22 protein-coding genes are annotated in these 18,466 nt (G+C 68.9%); 10 read left to right on the top strand and 12 right to left on the bottom strand.

Translation table 11 applies throughout. From position 1 onward, the window contains the following. Window positions 1-717: a Tim44/TimA family putative adaptor protein gene (locus AKJ13_RS17235; protein ID WP_050734445.1), complete on the bottom strand. Its 717-nt coding sequence runs from the start codon at window positions 715-717 to the stop codon at window positions 1-3. A 339-nt stretch (window positions 718-1,056) separates the two neighbouring features. Here AKJ13_RS17235 and secB point away from each other — a divergent pair, with 339 nt between their 5' ends. Then, entirely contained in the window at window positions 1,057-1,557 is a 501-nt protein-coding gene (gene secB / locus AKJ13_RS17230) for a protein-export chaperone SecB (protein ID WP_007559667.1), read from the top strand. A gap of 29 nt (window positions 1,558-1,586) precedes the next feature. Here secB and AKJ13_RS17225 read toward each other — a convergent pair whose 3' ends face one another. Then, window positions 1,587-2,462: a LysR family transcriptional regulator gene (locus AKJ13_RS17225; RefSeq protein WP_144426284.1), complete on the bottom strand. Its 876-nt coding sequence runs from the start codon at window positions 2,460-2,462 to the stop codon at window positions 1,587-1,589. Window positions 2,463-2,508: 46 nt separating this feature from the next. On the opposite strand from AKJ13_RS17225, the gene AKJ13_RS17220 reads away from it, so the two are divergent. The 4 genes from AKJ13_RS17220 (at window position 2,509) to AKJ13_RS17205 (ending at window position 5,398) form a co-directional block, all read left to right on the top strand. After that, window positions 2,509-3,114 carry a DUF4865 family protein gene (locus tag AKJ13_RS17220; protein ID WP_348270947.1) on the top strand — a complete coding sequence of 202 codons (606 nt, stop codon included), beginning with the start codon at window positions 2,509-2,511 and terminating at the stop codon, window positions 3,112-3,114. A gap of 15 nt (window positions 3,115-3,129) precedes the next feature. Continuing rightward, entirely contained in the window at window positions 3,130-3,522 is a 393-nt protein-coding gene (locus AKJ13_RS17215; protein WP_050734442.1) for a tautomerase family protein, read from the top strand. A gap of 85 nt (window positions 3,523-3,607) precedes the next feature. Further along, the gene (locus AKJ13_RS17210) at window positions 3,608-4,840 is read left to right on the top strand and encodes an MFS transporter (RefSeq protein ID WP_007559663.1); all 1,233 of its coding nucleotides are present in this window, start codon (window positions 3,608-3,610) and stop codon (window positions 4,838-4,840) included. A 51-nt stretch (window positions 4,841-4,891) separates the two neighbouring features. After that, entirely contained in the window at window positions 4,892-5,398 is a 507-nt protein-coding gene (locus AKJ13_RS17205) for a GNAT family N-acetyltransferase (RefSeq protein WP_050734441.1), read from the top strand. Between the two features lie 64 nt (window positions 5,399-5,462). On the opposite strand, the gene AKJ13_RS17200 is transcribed toward AKJ13_RS17205, so the two are convergent. From AKJ13_RS17200 to AKJ13_RS32700, 6 genes are all read right to left on the bottom strand, one after another. Then, on the bottom strand, window positions 5,463-6,338 hold the full coding sequence (locus AKJ13_RS17200) for an RNA polymerase factor sigma-32 (protein WP_007559662.1): 876 nt from the start codon (window positions 6,336-6,338) through the stop codon (window positions 5,463-5,465). A 338-nt stretch (window positions 6,339-6,676) separates the two neighbouring features. Next, window positions 6,677-7,276 carry a CarD family transcriptional regulator gene (locus tag AKJ13_RS17195; RefSeq protein ID WP_007559661.1) on the bottom strand — a complete coding sequence of 200 codons (600 nt, stop codon included), beginning with the start codon at window positions 7,274-7,276 and terminating at the stop codon, window positions 6,677-6,679. Window positions 7,277-7,834: 558 nt separating this feature from the next. Further along, window positions 7,835-8,173, bottom strand: coding sequence for a ferredoxin FdxA (gene fdxA, locus AKJ13_RS17190; protein ID WP_007559660.1), 339 nt, complete (start codon window positions 8,171-8,173; stop codon window positions 7,835-7,837). Between the two features lie 217 nt (window positions 8,174-8,390). Then, window positions 8,391-8,684, bottom strand: coding sequence for an RNA-binding S4 domain-containing protein (locus AKJ13_RS17185; protein ID WP_050734440.1), 294 nt, complete (start codon window positions 8,682-8,684; stop codon window positions 8,391-8,393). Between the two features lie 9 nt (window positions 8,685-8,693). Then, window positions 8,694-11,945 (bottom strand): helicase-related protein, encoded by a 3,252-nt coding sequence (locus AKJ13_RS17180; protein WP_050734470.1) that lies wholly within the window; start codon window positions 11,943-11,945, stop codon window positions 8,694-8,696. Between the two features lie 197 nt (window positions 11,946-12,142). After that, the gene (locus AKJ13_RS32700) at window positions 12,143-12,472 is read right to left on the bottom strand and encodes a hypothetical protein (protein WP_082316998.1); all 330 of its coding nucleotides are present in this window, start codon (window positions 12,470-12,472) and stop codon (window positions 12,143-12,145) included. 390 nt (window positions 12,473-12,862) lie between these two features. Between AKJ13_RS32700 and AKJ13_RS17175 the strand changes: the two genes are divergently transcribed. Then, the gene (locus AKJ13_RS17175) at window positions 12,863-13,876 is read left to right on the top strand and encodes a glycosyltransferase (RefSeq protein ID WP_050734469.1); all 1,014 of its coding nucleotides are present in this window, start codon (window positions 12,863-12,865) and stop codon (window positions 13,874-13,876) included. A gap of 10 nt (window positions 13,877-13,886) precedes the next feature. On the opposite strand, the gene AKJ13_RS17170 is transcribed toward AKJ13_RS17175, so the two are convergent. After that, complete coding sequence (locus AKJ13_RS17170; protein WP_050734439.1) at window positions 13,887-14,513, bottom strand: TetR/AcrR family transcriptional regulator; 627 nt, start codon at window positions 14,511-14,513, stop codon at window positions 13,887-13,889. A gap of 75 nt (window positions 14,514-14,588) precedes the next feature. On the opposite strand from AKJ13_RS17170, the gene AKJ13_RS17165 reads away from it, so the two are divergent. Beyond that, on the top strand, window positions 14,589-14,945 hold the full coding sequence (locus AKJ13_RS17165; RefSeq protein ID WP_050734438.1) for a darcynin family protein: 357 nt from the start codon (window positions 14,589-14,591) through the stop codon (window positions 14,943-14,945). A gap of 10 nt (window positions 14,946-14,955) precedes the next feature. Here the strand turns inward: AKJ13_RS17165 and AKJ13_RS17160 are convergent, their stop codons facing one another. Continuing rightward, on the bottom strand, window positions 14,956-15,246 hold the full coding sequence (locus AKJ13_RS17160; protein ID WP_050734437.1) for a DUF1330 domain-containing protein: 291 nt from the start codon (window positions 15,244-15,246) through the stop codon (window positions 14,956-14,958). An 88-nt stretch (window positions 15,247-15,334) separates the two neighbouring features. Continuing rightward, the gene (locus tag AKJ13_RS17155; protein WP_144426282.1) at window positions 15,335-16,234 is read right to left on the bottom strand and encodes a DUF3108 domain-containing protein; all 900 of its coding nucleotides are present in this window, start codon (window positions 16,232-16,234) and stop codon (window positions 15,335-15,337) included. 348 nt (window positions 16,235-16,582) lie between these two features. Here AKJ13_RS17155 and rpmB point away from each other — a divergent pair, with 348 nt between their 5' ends. After that, window positions 16,583-16,885 carry a 50S ribosomal protein L28 gene (rpmB, locus tag AKJ13_RS17150; protein WP_007559647.1) on the top strand — a complete coding sequence of 101 codons (303 nt, stop codon included), beginning with the start codon at window positions 16,583-16,585 and terminating at the stop codon, window positions 16,883-16,885. A 94-nt stretch (window positions 16,886-16,979) separates the two neighbouring features. On the opposite strand, the gene AKJ13_RS17145 is transcribed toward rpmB, so the two are convergent. Beyond that, on the bottom strand, window positions 16,980-17,432 hold the full coding sequence (locus tag AKJ13_RS17145; protein ID WP_050734436.1) for a MarR family transcriptional regulator: 453 nt from the start codon (window positions 17,430-17,432) through the stop codon (window positions 16,980-16,982). A gap of 97 nt (window positions 17,433-17,529) precedes the next feature. On the opposite strand from AKJ13_RS17145, the gene AKJ13_RS17140 reads away from it, so the two are divergent. Further along, window positions 17,530-17,988 carry a carboxymuconolactone decarboxylase family protein gene (locus AKJ13_RS17140; RefSeq protein WP_244471636.1) on the top strand — a complete coding sequence of 153 codons (459 nt, stop codon included), beginning with the start codon at window positions 17,530-17,532 and terminating at the stop codon, window positions 17,986-17,988. A 12-nt stretch (window positions 17,989-18,000) separates the two neighbouring features. After that, a complete protein-coding gene (locus AKJ13_RS17135; protein WP_050734434.1) occupies window positions 18,001-18,450 on the top strand; it encodes a GNAT family N-acetyltransferase in 450 nt (149 codons plus the stop codon). Window positions 18,451-18,466: the final 16 nt, after the last annotated feature.

The raw sequence follows: 18,466 nt of genomic DNA, 5'->3' as shown, positions 1-18,466 counted from the left end.
TCAGGCGCCGGCCTCGGTGGCCACGAGTTGCCAGTTCGGATCGCGCGAGCCGAGCGTGCGCGCGAAGGTCCAGACGTCCGGTACCTCGACGACGGTCTCGGCGCTGCCGTCGATGACCTTGCCCTCGGCGTTCCGGGTGGCGGTGATGAGGTTCGAGAGGAAGCGCACGGTGATCTGCGCCACGCGGTTGCGCACCTCGATGGCGACGATCTCGGCTTTGTCGATCGACACGAAGGTGGTCTCCAGCGTCTGCCGGTTGCGCTCACGCTCGGTGATCGCCCGCTCGAACGCCTCGCCGACTTCCTTCGAGAGGAGCCCCCGCAGGGTCTTCCGGTCGCCCTTGGCGAAGGCGATCATGATCGTCTCGTAGGCCGACTTGGCCCCCTCGATGAAGGCGCGTGGGTCGAAGCCGGGCTCCGCCTGCACCGCCGCCTCGAGGCCGCGGGCGATCTCGGAGCCGGGCTCCGCGATGCCCCGCCAGTCGCGCGCCGTCGCAGAGGCCGGGGGCGGCGCGGCCTGGACCCGGTCGGCGCCGGGCAGGCGCACGACGTTGTCGCCCTCGGAGCGGGCCTGCGGCTCGGTGCGGCTTCGATCCACCGGCTTGAACGGCGAGCGCTCCGCGCCGGTCTTCTGGCCGAGAACCGAGCGCAGGCGCCAGATCACGAAGACTGCGAGCGCGAGGAAGATGATCGTCGTAACGTCGAAGCTGTCCTGCATCACCGATCCGATGGTGGCCGCGGCGGGACCTCGTGCCCCTTGCCGAGGTCGTGCGCGGTGCGGCGCCGGCAAAGCGCTCGCGGGTCTAGGCGACTCATAACTGACCAACGCGCAAGGAGCGAGCCGGTTATACCGGTGCGGAACGCCGCGATCCCCACGCGTCAACCGATATGGGGGTCGGACACCGCCGCCGCCAGCGCCACGCCAGCCTGCTGCTTGTCCGTGCTCGGCGCGCGTGTTAGCGGCGCTGCCTTCCGGGCCGCTCCGCGGCGCCGTTCAGCGGCTCCCGCCGCGACAACCCGGGCCGGCCGTGCCGGCCGATCGAGAAGGATGATCCGCATGGCCGACTCTCCGGCAGCCAACGGCAACGGCGGCGGCATGCCGCAGGGCGACGCGCCGACGATCAACGCGCTGGCGCAGTACACGAAGGACCTGTCCTTCGAGAACCCGAACGCGCCGCGCTCGCTCCAGCCCAAGGAAGGCCAGGGCCCGCAGATCAGCATCCAGGTCAACGTCACCGCTCAGCAGCTCTCGGATACCGATTTCGAGGTCGAGCTGACGTTGGAAGGCGACGCGAAGATCCAGAACGAAGTGCTGTTCGCGTTCGACGTGAAGTATGCGGGCGTCTTCCGGATGGTCAACATCCCGGCCGACCAGCTGCATCCCGCCGTGATGATCGAGTGCCCGCGCCTGCTGTTCCCGTTCGCCCGCCAGATCGTCGCCGAGGCGGTGCGCAACGGCGGCTTCCCGCCCCTGTACATCGACCCGATCGATTTCGTCGCGCTCTACCGCCAGAAGGCCATGGAAGCGCAGGGCGCCAGCGGCCCGCTCGCCTCCTGAGTCTTTGAGAGACTGTCCCGGCGCGCCCGTCAGCGGCCGCCGGGACCACGATAGGCCGCCGCTAGCGTGCGCAGCGCCTCCGCGGCCCGCCCGGTCAGATGCCGGGACCGCAGCACGATCCAGGTGAGCGGCAATTCGGGAAGGCCCAGCCGCGCCCCGACCTCTACGGCGCCCGGTGGCACGGTACTCGGTGCCAGGGCGGCGACGGCGAGGCCCGCCGTGACCGCGGCGCCGACCGCGAGCACGCCGCCGCCGACGAACACCTCCGTCCAGGGCAGCCCGGCCGCGTCGAGGGTACGGGCCGCCGCCGCCCGGACGTTGCAGGGCCCCGACAGGCCTGCGAGCCGCAGGGGCTCGCCCGGCGGAGGGGCCGGGAAGTCCGGTGCCGCGAACCAGCCCAGGCGCTCCGGCGCCAGGACGGTTCCGCCACGCTCGGGCATCTCCTCGGTCCGCAACAGCACCGCATCGTAGCCGCCCTCGCCCGGGGACTCGAAGGCGGAAGCGAGGTCCCTTGAGGGGACGATCCGCACCTCGGTGATCAGACCCGCCGTATCGAGGCCGAGACGCCGGAGCAGGGCCGGCAGGTTCGGACCGGCGACATGATCGCTGATCCCGAGGCAGAGCCGCGCCGGCACGTCGCCCGCGATCTCCGACAGGGCGCTCTCATGCGCCTCCAGCAGCCGCCGGGCCGCCGGCAGGAACAGCTCACCCTTCCGGGTCGTGGCCACGTGCCGGGGCGTCCGGTCGAGCAGGCGCGCCCCGAGCCGATCTTCCAACCGCTTGAGCCGGAGGCTGATCGCCGCCTGCGAGGTGTCGAGGGCTTCGGCCGCCCGGGTGAAACTGCCCAGATCGACCACTCGCACGAAGGCCAGAACGCCGTCGAGATCGAGGGGGCGGGGCACCATCATAAGCATCCGATATGAGAGATAGAGCCCACGATATCTGGTTCATATGGCTGACCCCTGCAACATTGCTGCCGCAACTAAGGAGGGGACGATGCTCGTGGCCCGTTACCGGCACCGCTTGCCGGGTGATTATCCGATGGACCGAATTCGTGCGCGGGTGGCCGAACGGGCGCCTGCCTGGGACGCGATACCGGGCCTCATCTTCAAGGCCGTCACCATCGAGGAGCATGCGCGCGGAGCGGCGGCGAACGCCTACAGTTCCTTCTATCTCTGGCGCGACGCCGGTGCCGCCGCCGACTTCCTCTCCGGGCCGGGCTTCCGGGCCGTGATCGACGGTTTCGGCCGGCCGCAGGTTGAAACCTGGCTTCCGTTCTCCGTGACGCTCGGCGCCGCCGCAACCACGCTCGCCCTGTCCGAGGAGACGCGGCAGATCGGCCCCGACGAGGATCTGGCCCGCTTGCGAGAGACCGAGCAGGTCCGGGGACGGGACATCGCCAGGCACCCGGATGCCCTGGCCACTCTGGTCGGCCTCGACCCCGCCGCGTGGCGGCTGACGCGCTTCACGCTGGAGGCCGACCGCGTCGATGCACGGTCCGGCACCGAGGTCGCACATCTCGCCGCCCCCGGCCTCGCGGCCCTGCGCGGTCTCTGAGCGCGGTAGACGTCGATGCCCATCATCCGCATTTCCCTGCGCGCCGGCACGCCTCCGGCAGAGCGCACCACCCTCGTGGAGGGCGTCTACGCAGCCCTGCGCGAGACCTTCGCCGTAGCGGAGGGCGATCTGTTCGCCTTCGTGCATGAGCACGAGGCGGCGAACTTCCACGACGGGCCGGACGATCTCGGCATTCATCGCAGCGACGACCCGGTGGCTATCCAGATCACCGCCAACGCCACGCGGACCACGGCCCAGAAGCGCGCGCTCTACGCAGCCATCGCCTGCAATCTCGGGCGCGGGCCGGGCGTGAAGCCGGCCAACGTGCTGGTCAACTTGGTCGAGGTGGTTCCCGAGAACTGGTCGTTCGGCGATGGGCCGATGTTGGACGGGCCGGCCGATCCGTGACGGCGAGAGGCGGGCGAGTCGAGCCGGGCTTGACCGTACGCGGGACGACGTTCAGGTGCGGGACCCGCCGCCAGACCTGGATCGCATGAGTCCCACCGCACATCTCGCTTTGATCAACCTGTTCACCGGGGACATCCAGGGCGGGCTCGGCCCGTTCCTGGGTACCTGGCTGGCGCAGGCAGCCTCTTGGAGTCCGGCGCGGGTCGGCTTCGTCATTACCCTGGTGGGAATCGGGACGCTGTTCCTGAGCGGCCCGTTCGGGGCTCTGGTCGATCGCTTCCCGCGTCCGCGCCTGCTGGTGGCGCTGGCCTGCGCGGCGATCCTGGCGGGGACGCTTCTGCTCCTGCCGGCGCGCAGCTTTCCCGCGGTGCTCGTGGCGCAGCTGCTGGCCGCCGCCGGCGGCACGCTGCTGCTGCCGGCCGTCGCGGCGCTGACCCTGGGGATCGTCGGCAAGGACGGGTTCCCCAAGCAGCAGGGCCGCAACCAGGCGTTCAACCATGTCGGCATCCTGGTTGCCGCCGGTGGCATCAGCCTCGGCACCGGCACGTTCGGCCCGGCCATCGCCTTCTGGGTGCTGGGCGGCATGGCGGTCGCCGCGATCGTCGCGACGCTGACGACGCCGGCCGGCGCCTGGAACCGGCGCCGCGCCGTGGGCTGGAAGGAGGACGAGGACGAGGAGCCGCAGCGCAGCGGCATCCGTCAGGTTCTCGGCAACCGGCGCCTGCTGGTTCTCACCGTGGCGCTGACGCTGTTCAACCTCGGCAATGGCGGCATGCTGTCCCTGCTCGGTCAGAAGCTCGTCGCCACCGCCGCCGACGCCACGACCTGGACCGCCCGCTACGTCATGGTGGCACAGCTCGTGATGGTGCCGGTGGCCCTGTTCGCCGGCTCCCTGGCGGATCGGCGCGGACGGCGCCAGCTGCTGATGGTGGCGTTCGCGGTGTTGCCAGTCCGGGCTCTGCTGTCGGGTCTGATCGACGATCCGGTCTGGCTCATCAGCGCAGAAATTCTGGACGGCGTCGCCTCGGGCATCGTCGGGGTGGCGGTGCCGGTGGTCGTCGCCGACCTGACCTGGGGGTCCGGACGCACCCAGACGGCGCTCGGCAGCGTCAACGCCGTACAGGGCGTCGGCGGCGCCCTGTCGGGCTGGTACGGCGGCCTCTCCTACGGGCTGTTCGGCTGGACCGGCGCGTTCCTCGCCCTCGGCGTGCCGGCGCTCATTGCCCTGGCGCTGGTGATCTGGCTCGACGCCACCCCCGAGCCCGGCCGCCGCAGGCGCCGGCGAGAGCGGCAGGGGGCTGCGATCCAGGGGGCGTAGGGCCGTGGGCGCGCATGTCGGTGCGCAAGCTCATGGCGTGGAGGAAAGGCGATGGCGTATCGGTCGCCCCTGTCGCTCGTGGCCATCACCTCAAACGACCTGGGTGAGGTGAACGCCGTCTTCGACGACCTGACGGCCTATTCCATGCAGGTGGATGGCGTGCCGAAGCGCGAGGACGCTGCCTTCGCGTTCGTGACGGCGCGCCCGTCGGGATGCGAGCTTCGCAATAAGCACGCGTTCCTGGCAATATGCAGCGGTGCGGTGATCGGCCTTCTCGATCTCATCGACGGCTATCCGGCTCCGGGGACGGCCTTCATTGGACTTTTGGCAATCCGGCAGAGCGCACAGGGAGCCGGCTTCGGCCGGGCGTTATACCAAGCGGCGGCGCACTTCGCTCGCGAGGACCTCCGGGCCCGAACCCTGCGCTTGGCCGTGGTCGAAACCAATCCGGTGCTGGGCTTCTGGGCGCGGATGGGTTTCGAGCCGACAGGCGAGATCAGACCGTTCCACGGTGAGCGCCTGACATCCCAGGCCGTTCTGATGGAAAAGCAGCTTTGAACACACGGAAGCCCGGCCTCTGAGGCCGGGCTCGATGTAGAAATCCGGAAGGGGCCTGAAACGCCTAGCCGATATGCGGGCTGCCGGTGGCGGCGGGGAAGCGGTCGGCCAGGGCGCGGCGGAGCTTTTCCAGGGCGCGGTTCTCGATCTGGCGGACGCGCTCTTTCGAGATGCCGAGACGCTGACCCAGGGCCTCCAGGGTCGCCTGATCCTCGGCGAGGCGGCGCTCGCGCAGGATCCGCAACTCGCGCTCGGACAGCACCGTGAGCGCCTGCTGCAGCCAGCTGAGGCGTCGCTCGCCGTCGACCGTGGCACTCACGGTCTCGTCCGGCAGCGCGGCGCCGTCGACGAGAAAGTCCATACGCTCGGATGAGGCGTCGTTGTCCTCGCCGACCGGGGCGTTCAGCGACATGTCGGGGCCCGAGAGACGGGCATCCATCAGGGCCACGTCGTCGCGCGAGACGCCGATGGCGGTCGCGATGCGGCGGTGGATCTCGTCGCCGACATGTTCCTCGGTGGATTGCATCAGCCGGGCGCGCAGCCGGCGCAGATTGAAGAACAGGGCCTTCTGAGCCGAGGACGTGCCCCCGCGCACGATCGACCAGTTGCGCAGGATGTAATCCTGGATCGAGGCGCGGATCCACCACGTCGCGTAGGTCGAAAACCGGACATCCCGCTCCGGCTCGAAGCGCGCGGCGGCTTCCATCAAGCCGACATGCCCCTCTTGCACGAGGTCGGCCATCGGCAGACCGTAGTGACGAAAACGCCCCGCCAGGGCGATGACGAGGCGCATATGGGCTGAAATCAGGCGGTGCAGCGCCCGCTCGTCGCGGTTGTCCTTCCAGCGGACGGCGAGGCCGCGCTCTTCTTCCCGTGCCAGGAAGGGCGCCTCCATGGCAGTCCGAATGAACTGCCGACGAATTCCAGCGATATCAGCCATCCCGCCTGCCTCTTGTTGCCGAGTGCTGTTGCGGCGCCGAACGGAGCGTCCAACCCGCAGGGCGTCACCGAACGGCGGCGCCAGGCAACCGACAACGGAAGGCAAAACGCGAAAGTTCCGCCGCATCCCTTCGCAGTGCGACAGCCGGACGGCCACGTTTTCGTGTTCCGTCTAGATGACATGGGTTTCGGCGCCCCGCCGTCCAGTCCCCGACCCTCCGAAGCGGTGTGGAAAAGGCGCCGGCTGGTTCGGCCACGATCGATCGCACCCGGCGCGAGGGCATAAAAAAACCCGGCCACCGGGGCCGGGCTTTGCAAAATCTTGAAGGGATGGACGCCTCAGGCGGCCACTTCCTGGATGTCGTCGCCTTCACCCTCGGCTTCCGCCTCCGGCTCGGCCTCGCTCTTAGCGCGGCGCGGCGACTTCGCCAGGCTCTGCTCGATGAGCTTCAGCGCCTCGGTCTCGGTGATGCGGTTGACCGAGGAGATCTCGCGCACGATCCGGTCGAGGGCAGCCTCGTAGAGCTGACGCTCCGAGTAGGACTGCTCGGGCTGAGCCTCCGAGCGGAACAGGTCGCGCACCACCTCGGTGACCGCGAGCAGATCGCCCGAGTTGATCTTCGCTTCGTATTCCTGGGCCCGGCGCGACCACATGGTCCGCTTGATCCGGGCGCGGCCGGTCAGCACGTCCAGAGCCTTCTTCACCAGATCGGGCTCGGCGAGCTTGCGCATGCCGACGGAGTTGGCCTTCGCGGTCGGGACGCGCAAGACCATCTTGTCCTTCTCGAACGAAACGACGAACAGCTCAAGCTTGTAACCCGCGATCTCTTGCTCCTCGATCGCGGTGATGCGACCGACGCCGTGGGCCGGATATACGACGGCCTCACCGGTCTTGAAGCCTTGCCGGCCTGCGGTCGTCGTCTTCTTGGCTGTGGTCATGCGAGAAGGGCCTCCACTGGCGCGCGACGCTCCGCGCCGCGCAAAACCGTGTTCTTCCGGGCGGGATACCCGGTTTGCCTCGCCGTTCCCGGGATGACCCGCCCCAGAGGACGAGCACCCGGGCGTTCCCCGGCGCGACCGTGCAAACACCAGAACATCCGCCGAAGTCACCCTCGGCGGTCGTTCGCGTACCACCACTCCTAATTCACGAAAGCGAAAGGCGTTTCGGCCGGAGGGAGCACGTCTGGCGCGAGCGACGGCAGGCGGATTGTGTATCACAATCCGGCGCGCAGATCAAAGCATCCCTGAAGAAGCGCGCGCAGTCCGGGCGTCGCCTCAAAAGAGTTTTACACCGGCTCGGCCGGAGAGAAATGACATGCTTGCGGCCCAGGGCTTCGCAGGACGCACGTCGTAAACGGTTTGGATCGCGATCGACAGGGACCCGGTAACCCGACGACAGATCGCAACATCGTGAGGCGATCCGTTATCCAGTCTGTGCAGCGTCACGGCGGCTTTAAAGCCCCGGCGCCGCATCGACGACCAGCCCTGCAGCCGGTCCTAGTCGCCGGAGCCGGGGTTGGCCGAGAAATGCGCCTCGAGCTTGCCGGCGACGCCGTCCCACTCCTTGGCGTCGGCCGGAGCGTCCTTCTTCTGGGTGATGTTGGGCCAGCTCTTCGCGTAGTCGGCGTTGAGCTTGAGCCACGTCTCCAGATTCGATTCCGTGTCGGGCTTGATCGCCTCGGCGGGGCATTCCGGCTCGCAGACGCCGCAATCGATGCACTCATCCGGATGGATGACGAGCATGTTCTCGCCCTCGTAGAAGCAGTCCACCGGACACACCTCGACGCAGTCCATGTACTTGCACTTGATGCAGTTGTCGGTGACGACGTAGGTCATCGGCTGTCTTCGTCCTAAAAATTCTGGTCTGCCCGGGCGGAGCCTCGAAGGCCCGCACGCCCCGGTGGCGCTGCGATCGTGCGCCGCAAAACCCGGCGTCGAACCGGGTCTTTCGGAAGCCGATGGCTCTAGACCCTGCCTTCCGGGCTGACAAGCGCGCCGGTGTCCCAGGGCGCCTGCGATCGGGTCCTCGACCGGCTGCTGTGGCGCTGGCTCATCACTCGAGTGGGTCGACCGCGATCGGGATGCCGGCGAGATCCTCGTAGAGAAGCCGCGCCTCCGGAGCCGGCCCCCGGCGCTCGCCGAGGCCGCGCACGCGCACCGCCAGGGTCGCATGCGGCGCGGCCACCGTCACGACATCCCCGATCACGATGCCCTTGGCCGGGTTCTCGGCCCGGATTCCGTTCACCCGCACGAAACCGTCCTCGGACAGGCGCGCGGCCAGGGATCGGGTCCGCGCGAAGCGCGCGAACCACAGCCATTTGTCGAGCCGCTGCCGACCCTCCCGCATGCGGGCGCGTCAGCGCTTCCCGCCGTCGCCGGCTTCGAGCTGCGCCTTCAGCGCGGCCAGCTTGGCAAACGGCGAATCGGGGTCGGGAGCCCGCTCGCGCCGGGGCGGACGCTGGTCGGGCCGTGGCGCCGAATGACGCTGCTCGGCGTTGCGCTGGTCGTCCCGGCGCTCCGGACGGCCCCCCTCGAAACGGTCCCGACGGGGACCCCGATCACGTCCGGTGCGCGGACCGCCCTCGTTGCCGGGGCGCTCGCCGTCCTCGGCGCGCCGCTGCTCGGGCCGCGCGCCTTCCGGGCGACCCGGACCCTGGTGCTGACCCTGCTGGCCACCGTCGCGTCCACGACCCGCCCCGCGCGGACGGTTCTGCGGCCGGGGATTGGCCGGTCGCTGGTGGCGCTGCAGGCGCCAGACCTCGATCAGGACCTGCTCCACCGGGGCTTCGCCCTCGGCACCAGCAGGCGCACCCTCGGCCGCTTCCGGCTCGTTCGCAGCAGCCGTTTCGGCGGGCGGAGGCACATCTGCCTCAGATGCTTCGGCAGCCTGCGCAGCCTCGGCCGGAGCCTCTTCCGGCACGGGCTCGGCTTCGGCTGCCGCCGCCGCGACGGGCTCGGCCTCCGCCGGGGCCTCGGCGATGGAGGCACCTTCGGCCTCCGGGCTGGATTCGGCCGAGACGGCCGGCTCGGTGCTTTCAGCGGCGTCCGTGCTGTCGGGAGCCGAAGCCGCATCGCCGGAGGCGTCCGCGACCTGGGCAACGGCGTCCGCCTCTTCGGCGCCGGCCTCGCCCCCTGCTTCCTGGCCCGTCGTCTCCGCCTCACCCTCCTGGGCGGCGCCCGACGGCGGGGTGACCACGACCGGTGCGGTCGCGGCGGCGGGGACCAGCGGCACCGTGATGGCCGGGCCGGGGCGAGCTTCCAGCGTGTAACCCAGGGACTTCAGGATCGAGGCGAAATCCTCGCCCGAGCAGCCGACCAGCGAGGTCATGCCGACCGTGGCGACGAACGCGTCGCCGTCGGCCGTGCCGTCCGGCGGGGCGCCCGGCGTCGTGCCGGGGCGATAGGCGATCGCCGGGCGAATCAGGTCGGCCAGCCGCTCCAGAATGTCGACCCGCACCGCCCGCTCGCCGCTGACGCGGAAGCCGGCCGCCCGGTAGAGCCCCTTGGCGATCTCGCGATCGACCTTGATCGAGGTCCGGCCGGAACCGGCCAGATGGGCGATCTCATCGAGGCCGCGCTGGTCGAGCCCGCCGTTGCGCAGGGCCCAGAGCTGAGCTGCCAGCGTCCGCGGCGCCGGCTTCAGCAGGGCCGGCAGGAAGATGTGGTAGGCGCCGAAGCGCACCCCGTGCCGGCGGAGCGCCCCGCGCCCCTCTTGGTCGAGGCTGCGCATCTCCTGAGCGACCTTGGAGCGCTCTAGCACGCCCAGGGCCTCGACCACCTGATAGCCGATGCCCTTGGCGAGGCCGGTGAGGTCGCCCGCGGTCTCGAGCTCCATCAGCGGGCCGAGCAGGCGCACGATCATGGCCTTCAGCCAGGCATCGAGGCGCGCTTCGACCTTCTCGCGATGCGCGCCGGTCAGGCTGTCATCGGCGAGGAGGCGAATCTGCGGCGCGAACAGCTTTTCGCCGGGGGTCAGCTTCGCCACCGGGGCGCCGGTCCAGCGAATCATCCCGTCATGCGCGAGCACGAGCGTGGAATCGGCCGTCGTCGCGAAGCGGTCGGCCCGGGCCTCGATCTCCCCGGAGAGCGCCTTCTCGGCGGCGCTCCTCAGAGTCTTGGCCTCGTGCCCCTCCGCGCTCGCATCCGGGACGAATAAGAATCCATGCAGGTGACCGACATGCTGACCCTCGACGGTGACGTCACCGTCGGCGGAAATTTGGGCTTCGAGCATCGTGTTCTCTCTCAGGCGCCGCATCAGGACGCTTGTGCGCCGGTCGACGAAGCGGCTCGCGAGGCGTTCGTGCAGGGCGTCTGACAGCCTGTCCTCTACCCGACGTGTCTCGCCCTGCCAATGTTCAGGGTCGCGCAGCCAATCGGGGCGGTTGGCCACGAAGGTCCAGGTGCGTCCCTGGGCGATCCGCCGGGACAGCGTATCGATGTCGCCGTCGGTGCGGTCGATCATCGCCATCTGCTCGGCGAACCACGTGTCGGGGATGCGTCCGGCCATGCCCTTCATGAGGAAGCGGTAGAGCTGCGCCACGAGGTCGGCATGCACCTGCGGGTGGACCTTGCGGTAATCCGGCACCCCGCAGACGTCCCAGAGCCGTCGCACCGTGGACTGGCTCCGCGCCATGTCGCGGATGTCGTCCTCGCGCATCAGGATCTCGAGGGCCTGCTGGTCCTGCCCCATCGGCGCGCGGGTGAGGCCGGATTCGCGCGGGTGCTCGTCGAGGCTCGCCTGAAGCGCCTCCAGCGTCCCGAAGCTGAGATCCGGGTTGCGCCATTGCAGGATGCGCAGCGGGTCGAAGTCGTGATTCTCCAGCCGCTCGACCATCTCGGGCTCGAAGGGCGGGCAGCGGCCCGTGGAGCCGAAGGTCCCGTCGGCGAGGTGGCGCCCGGCGCGCCCCGCGATCTGGCCCATCTCGGCGGGGGTCAGCTTGCGGAACCGGGTGCCGTCGTATTTCCAGTTCGCCGCGAAGGCGACGTGGTCGACGTCGAGATTGAGCCCCATGCCGACCGCGTCGGTGGCCACGAGGTAGTCCACGTCGCCCGCCTGGTACATCTCGACCTGGGCGTTGCGGGTGCGGGGCGAGAGGGCGCCCAGCACGACCGCCGCGCCCCCGCGCTGGCGCCGGATCAGCTCGGCGATCGCGTAGACCTCCTCGGCCGAGAAGGCCACGATCGCGGTGCGCCGGGGCAGGCGCGAAAGCCGCTTCTCGCCCGCGAAGCTCAACTTGGACAGGCGCGGCCGCGTCGTGGTGTGGACGTTCGGGATCAGCCCCTGGACCAGCGGCAGCATGGTCGAGGAGCCGATCAGCAGCGTCTCCTCCCGGCCCCGCACGTAGAGCAGGCGATCGGTGAAGACGTGGCCGCGGTCCATGTCGGCGGCGAGCTGGATCTCGTCGATGGCGACGTAGGCGACGTCGAGGTCGCGCGGCATCGCCTCGATCGTGCAGATCCAGTAGCGCGGCCGATCCGGCTTGATTTTTTCTTCCCCGGTCACGAGGGCGACCTTTTCGGGCCCGACCTTGGCGACCACGCGCAGGTAGACCTCCCGGGCGAGCAGCCGCAGGGGCAGCCCGATCATGCCGGTCGGGTGCGCGAGCATCCGCTCGATCGCGAGATGCGTCTTGCCGGTGTTGGTCGGTCCGAGGACCGCCGTCACGCCGCGGGCACGGACGTCGCGCGGCAGGGACCGGCGGGGGAGGGGGCGGAGCGGCGCGTCGATGGTCGGCGGTTCCTTCGGACGGGAAGGCCGGCGCGGCGCCGTCTGGCGCGGGCAGGGGGTTCGGGCGGCCGGTCGCGTCAGGGACGATAGGGCCGCGTTGATCCTCCCCCATATGGGATATCACCCGGGCCGCTGCCAACCTGCGGCATAATCAGCGGATAGACCTCGATCTGCGTCGCCGGGGATCCGGGCTGGGGCGCGAGATCTGCGCAGAGGGTGTCGGGGACCGAGACCAGCGGACCGTGCCGCGGCGGCCGGTGCTCGATTACCTGCGCCGATGAGAAGGCGTCGCCGCCGCAACCGGGATCGGCCGATCCCGCGGTCAGGGGTTGGGCCGCGGCCGGCCAAGCGCGTGTGAGCGCCGCGAGGGCGAGGGCGAGGGCAATTCGGGGGCGGTGCGGGCGCATGTGTGGATGATGGCAGGGTCGGTGAAAGATTCCACCGCCAAATCGACCAGCTTGATGGGCTCCCGGAGCTGGGTCGCCAATATCCGTTTTCTCAGAGTGGATCGAGGCAGGGCGACGGTCGAGCCGAGCGCCCTGCGAGTCATCGATCGGAGGCGGAACGGCCCGTTCCTGCCTAAGGTGAAACAACAACGCCGTGCGCGATAAACACCTAAGCGCCGGCGCGAGATTCCTCATTGCCGCCCGGTTTAAAAGCGGCCGCCGTTCCCAAATGTATTCCGGGCTGTTATAGTAATGGCAGGCTATAATTTTTTGAGCGCTTTGCGGGCGCGCTGGGTTCGGCATCAAGCCAATGTTCAATTTTGAGATGCCAGGATATCAATGCCGGTGGAAATGAATGCTGAAAGTAAAACTGTTTCGGTGGTCATAGCCACATATAATGGCTCGGCATTCGTTCGTGAGCAGCTCGAGAGCGTCGTCGGCCAGAGTTTCAGGCCAATCGAGATCATTGTCGCGGATGACGGATCGACGGATCCGACGTTGGAAATCGTTAGGTCGATTGCTGCATTCTCCTCGATACCGATAAAAATTAAAGTCAATAACTCCAATCTCGGGTTTCGCGACAACTTCCTGAAAGCCGCTTTGTCTGCCAAGGGCGATTTCGTTGCGTTTTGTGACCAGGATGATATTTGGGATTTTGAAAAACTCGAGCGTGTCGCAGCGTATTTCCCGGCGCAAAATATTTCCATGATCGTGCATGCAGCCGCGAGCTTGGACCAATCAACCGGTAAGCTGGTAAAATTCACTCAGGGCATTCAACGCACCGGCATCAAGCCGCCGCTCAGTTACGATCCCTGGCTGACCTTCTTCGGATTTTCGATCGTTTTCCGCCGGGAACTCCTCCATCTGGCCGATATCGAGGGGCGGTTCCGGGACTTCATCGTGCCCAAGGAAAAGATCGCCCACGACCGGTGGATCGTGTTTCTCGGCCAGGTGGTGGGCGCGACGGCAGAACTGAACCTGCCGCTGGTCACCTACCGGCAGCACGCGACAAACCTGTTCGGGGACGGCCGCCGCAGCCACAAGGCGCAGGCCCACGATCCGATCAAGGAGCTCGACGACTACATCTCCGCTACCGCCGACATGATCGCGGTGATCCGCGATCTCCCCGACGCGACGGTGGCCGCTTTCCCGCTCTTCGATCGCGGAAAAGCGATCCACTTTTTCCAGCGGGCCCTGCATCAGCTGCAGCAGAGGAAGCAGGTCTACGTGTCGCGCAGCCGACCCCGGGGCGTGTGGGCGGTGATCCGGAACATCCGTGGCGGGGTCTATCGGTCCGTCCACCACGATGCGATTCGGTGGCGCTCAATCGCGCGCGATCTGAAATACTGCGCGATCCGCTCGTAGCTCCTGCCGGTTACGGCGCCGCTGGGGGCAGCCCGAGATAACCGAACACCGCGCGCAGGACACGCTGCTCCAGCGCGTCGCCCGCCCGCTCGCCGCGCTCGCCCGCAGCATCCACCATGCCCCGCAGGAGCGCGAACAGGTCGCCGGCCGCAACCTGCGCCTCGACCGGCGGCGCGGGTTCGAGGCGTCCCAGCAGCGCCAGCAAGGCGCCCGAGATCGCCCGGGTGACCGCATCCAGGCTGTCGGCGAGCTGGAGCCGGTTCTCCTCCCGGTCGAGCAGCAGGGCGAGGCGCGGCCGGGACATCTGGTGGGCGACGGACGCCTGCACGATCCGACGCAGGCCGAGCTCCGGCGTCGCCGCCCCGGCCGCGTCCTGCACTGCCGCGATCAGCAACCCGGTCTCCCGCGCCAACAGGGCTGCGGTCAGCGCCTCCTTGCCCGGGAAGTACTGGTAGACCGAGCCGACCGAGACGCCGGCCCGCTCGGCCACGGCATTGGTCGTGTAGCCGGCCAGGCCGCGCTCCTCCAGAACGCGAGCCGCACCTTCGAGAATCGTCCGCACCGTCTCGGCGGAGCGGGATTGTTCCGGGTTTTTCCGGGGCTTGAGCGCCGGCTCCCGCGCCGTCCGGTCAGTCATGAACGCGAGTTCGCCCCCGGGCCGCCCGGGGGCATCATCGCCGGGTCCCAACAGACCCACGGAGCTGTCACATCCATGTCCGACCAGACTTTCAATTCCAAGCTCACCGTCTTCATGCTGGTGAAGACGTCACCCGAATGGCTCGCTCTCTCGATCGACGAGCGCTTCGCCCGGTTGCGCGAGGTGTTCGAGCCGATCCTGCGTCGCCACGCGGACTCCGTGAAGCTGCGCTTCTACGACGCCGAATTCTACACGACCCGCATCACCGATCTCTGGGTGTGGGAGGCCAGCGACCACCACGCCTACGAATGCGTCGTCGAGGCTTTACGCGAGACGGCGTTCTGGGACCGGTGGTTCGCGATCGTCGAGATCATCCCGGCCGTGGAGAACGCGTACGCGACCCATTACGGCCGGGCGCCGCTCGCCGCCTGAACCGGCCGGTTCAATCGGCACCTTCGACCAGCACGACCTCGCCGATCCCGGCCGGCAGGCGCTTCGCCTTGGCGGCCTCGTATTCCGGCGAGACGTAATAGGCCCGCGCGGCGTCGTAGGATTCGAATTCCAGCACGACGTTGCGCGGCCGGGCCTCGCCCTCGAGCGCCTCGTAGCGCCCGCCCCGCACCAGGGGGTTGGCGCCGTAGAGCCGCATCGCCGCGGAGGCCATCTCGGCATAGGCCGCGTAGGTCTCCGGATCGGTGACCGTCATCCGGACGATGATGTAGCCCTTCGGCATGGTCCTGCGCCTCCCTGGCTGTCGCTCTTGCCCCGCACGGGTGCCCGGAAAGAGGCCGGCGGTCAAAGCCGGATCCTGCGCTGGGTGCTCACTGCGCGGGGAGGCTCGCCTGGGCGACGCTGGCGCCTGCGGTCTCGGCGGCGCCCTGGGTCCAGCGCGTCGCCTCGATGATGTTGGTGCCGATGGTGGTGAGCACCGAGATGCGCAGGGGAATCAGGGCCCGCGTCCCCTCGACGGGGGCGAGCCAGACCGACATCTCGCGGTTATCCTCCATGAACTTCACCCCGGGGCGGTCCGGCCGGTGCCCGGCCACCGCCTGGTAGCGGGCGGTGCAGACCAGGACCGGTCCGACATAGCCGGGCTTCTGCACCGGGCGGGTCTCGGCGTAGCTCAGCACGACGTTGAACCGGGTGGCGCCGTCGAACACCGGCAGGGTCCGGTTGCAATTGGCCGGATCGAGCAGCTCGCCCCGCCCCTGGGCCGGCATCAGCAGCGCGCTCACCGGATCCATGATGCCCCGCTTGTGGGCGGCCGTGACCGGCACCCGGTCCTGCATGTCCACCAGCGGCGGCGTGATCTCGGCCTGCACGACGTTGCCGTGCGCGAGCGCCATGCGCACCGCGATCCCCGAACTGGCCGTATGGGTGGCGATCGAGAAGGCGGCGGGCTGCGGCGCCACCGAGAAATTGCCGGAGGCCCGGGCCGAGCCCTTGCCACCGGTGATCGCCCCAACGAGGCCGGTCAGCGTCGCCGAGACGTCCATCAGGTAGCGATCGCGCTCAAAGCTGCCCGCGAGCCGCGCGGTCCCGATCGGCAGGCCGGCGAGGTTGATGCTGTAATCCACCGTTACGGTGGCGGGCGCCGCGGCGGCCCGCCGCGCGCGGGCGGCCGCATCGGCCGGGGCACCGAGCGCCGCGACGGCGAGCACGGTCCCGAGAAGGCGCGTCGTCAGCGGCTTGATCGTCCGACGGACAGGCGTGGCGCTCATGATCCGGATCGCATCCCAGGAAACGCGGGCGAAAAATATCTTGTGCGAGACGATCTCGCGAGACGAGGTCTCGACGTGCGGTGCCGGCGCGGCGCCGGCCTTCGTCGAGCCGATGACGGTTATATCCCGGCATCGTGGTTAACAGACCGTTGGGTGCCCGACCCCCGCTCGGGGCACCTTCGACCCGGCGGAGCTTGACGCATCGGGGGCAGGTCGCCTATAGGCTCGCGCCTTCAACAGGACTCCGCTGGACCTGGAATACGTATCGGGCGCCGCCCGCTGCGACGATGATCGCGCCGCTTGCGATCGGGTCTTCTCGGGCGGAACGAGACGGGAATTTTAGTCATCATGGCGCGCCGCTGCGAACTCACCGGCAAGGCCGTTCAGGTCGGCCACCTTGTGAGCCACTCGAACCACAAGACCAAGTGCCGGTTCCTGCCGAACCTGTGCAACGTCACGCTCCAGTCGGACGCGCTGGGCAAGCGGGTGCGCCTGCGCATCACCGCGCACGCCCTGCGCTCGGTCGAGCACCGCGGCGGCCTCGACGCCTTCCTGGTGAAGGCCGGCGAGGGCGACCTGTCGCAGACCGCCCGGCTGCTGAAGCGCGAGATCCACAAGAAGCTCGCCGAGACCCCGGCCGTCGCGGCCTGAGCCTTCCGGGCTTTCACTGAAGAGACGCGAACCGCCGGGCCCGTAGAGGGTCCGGCGGTTTTCGCTTGCGCGGATTCCAAGGGATCGCCCGCCGTCATGCGTCCGGGCGTGCGATCCGCACCAGCCATTGCCGGATGATGGCCTGCTCCGCGCCTGTGAGATCCCCCAGCATGTCCGCCTCCAGGGCGTAGACGCGCCGCTTGGCGGCGTCGAGGAGTGACTGCGCCGCATCTGTCAGCGCGATTTTCTGGATGCGGCCGTGGATCTGGTGCGGCACGCGCGCGATCAGCTCGGCCTTCAGCAGATTCGCCACGATGACGCTCATCGTCTGTGGAGTCAGGAGCGCGAGGCGCGCGAGATCCGCATTGCTGTGGCCGGGATAGGCCGCCAGCATCGTCAACACCGAGAATTGCGGCAGGGTCAGGCCGAGATCGTCGAGAGCGCGCTCGACGCGATTGCGGTGCGTCTGCGCGGCCTGACGGAGGAGATAGCCCAGATGGCCCTCCATCCCGCGCTTGCCTTCCCCAGCCTCAGGCAGTTCGCTCATGGTCCCTAGCCTTGCAGTTTGTCAGGGCACTGATAACATGTTCGTGTTCTTACGTTAATGCGTTGAGTCGGGGGCGACCATGGGCCATGCGGAATCATTGACAGGTGTACCGATCTCCTATGACGCGTTCCGAACTGCGCTGCCCGCCGCCCACACGGCCCTCCTGACACTCAGCAAGGCGATCACCGACACCGGTTTCGATCAGCGGCTCACCGAGATCGTCAAGATCCGCGTCTCCCAGCTGAATGGCTGCACGTTCTGCGTCGCCCACCATCTCGACGCGGCGCGGCGGCTCGGGATTGCCGACGCCACGCTCGATCTCATCGCGGTCTGGCACGACAGCCCGGCCTTCTCCGCGCGGGAGCGTGCCGCTCTGGCCTGGGCCGAGCGGCTGACCGCCATGGCCAGTCCCGAACCGTCAAACCGCACGGAGCCGCCGACGGCGCTGTTCGGTCAGGACGAGATCATGCGCCTCGCCGTGGTGATCGCGACGCTCAACGCTTGGAATCGCATCGCCGGCGGCCTGCACTTCGCGCCTCCGGCCCGGACCGCCTGACGGAGCCCGGCGATGCAGCCCCTCCGCGACACGACCTTCGCCGACGTGACCGACGCCGAGGCCGTGGCGGCCTGCTACCTGCTCCTGCGGCAGCTTCGGCCGCACCTGTCCGGACCGGAGGAGCTGGTCATGCGCTGGCAGAGCCAGGCCCGCGCGGGCTATCGGCTGATCACCCTCCTGCACAGAGACAGGCCGACGGCCGTGGCGGGCTTCCGGATCCAGGAAAATCTCGTCCATGGCCAGCATCTCTACGTCGATGATCTGGTCACCGAAGCGGCGGCCCGGGGCGGCGGCTTTGGAGGCGCGCTCCTACAGCACCTGATCTGGCTCGCGCGCGCGGACGGGTGCGCGAAGCTCCTGCTCGACACGCCGCTCGCCAACGTGCTCGGCCACCGCTTCTACTATCGGCAGGGGCTGGTCGCCGGCGCGCTCCGCTTCAATATCGCGGTGGACGAGCGCTGACGGCCGCGCGGCGCGA

It is taken from the genome of Methylobacterium sp. ARG-1 (assembly GCF_001262595.1).
In the GTDB taxonomy this organism is placed as follows: domain Bacteria; phylum Pseudomonadota; class Alphaproteobacteria; order Rhizobiales; family Beijerinckiaceae; genus Methylobacterium; species Methylobacterium brachiatum.
This window is presented reverse-complemented; position numbering and strand designations above follow the sequence as displayed.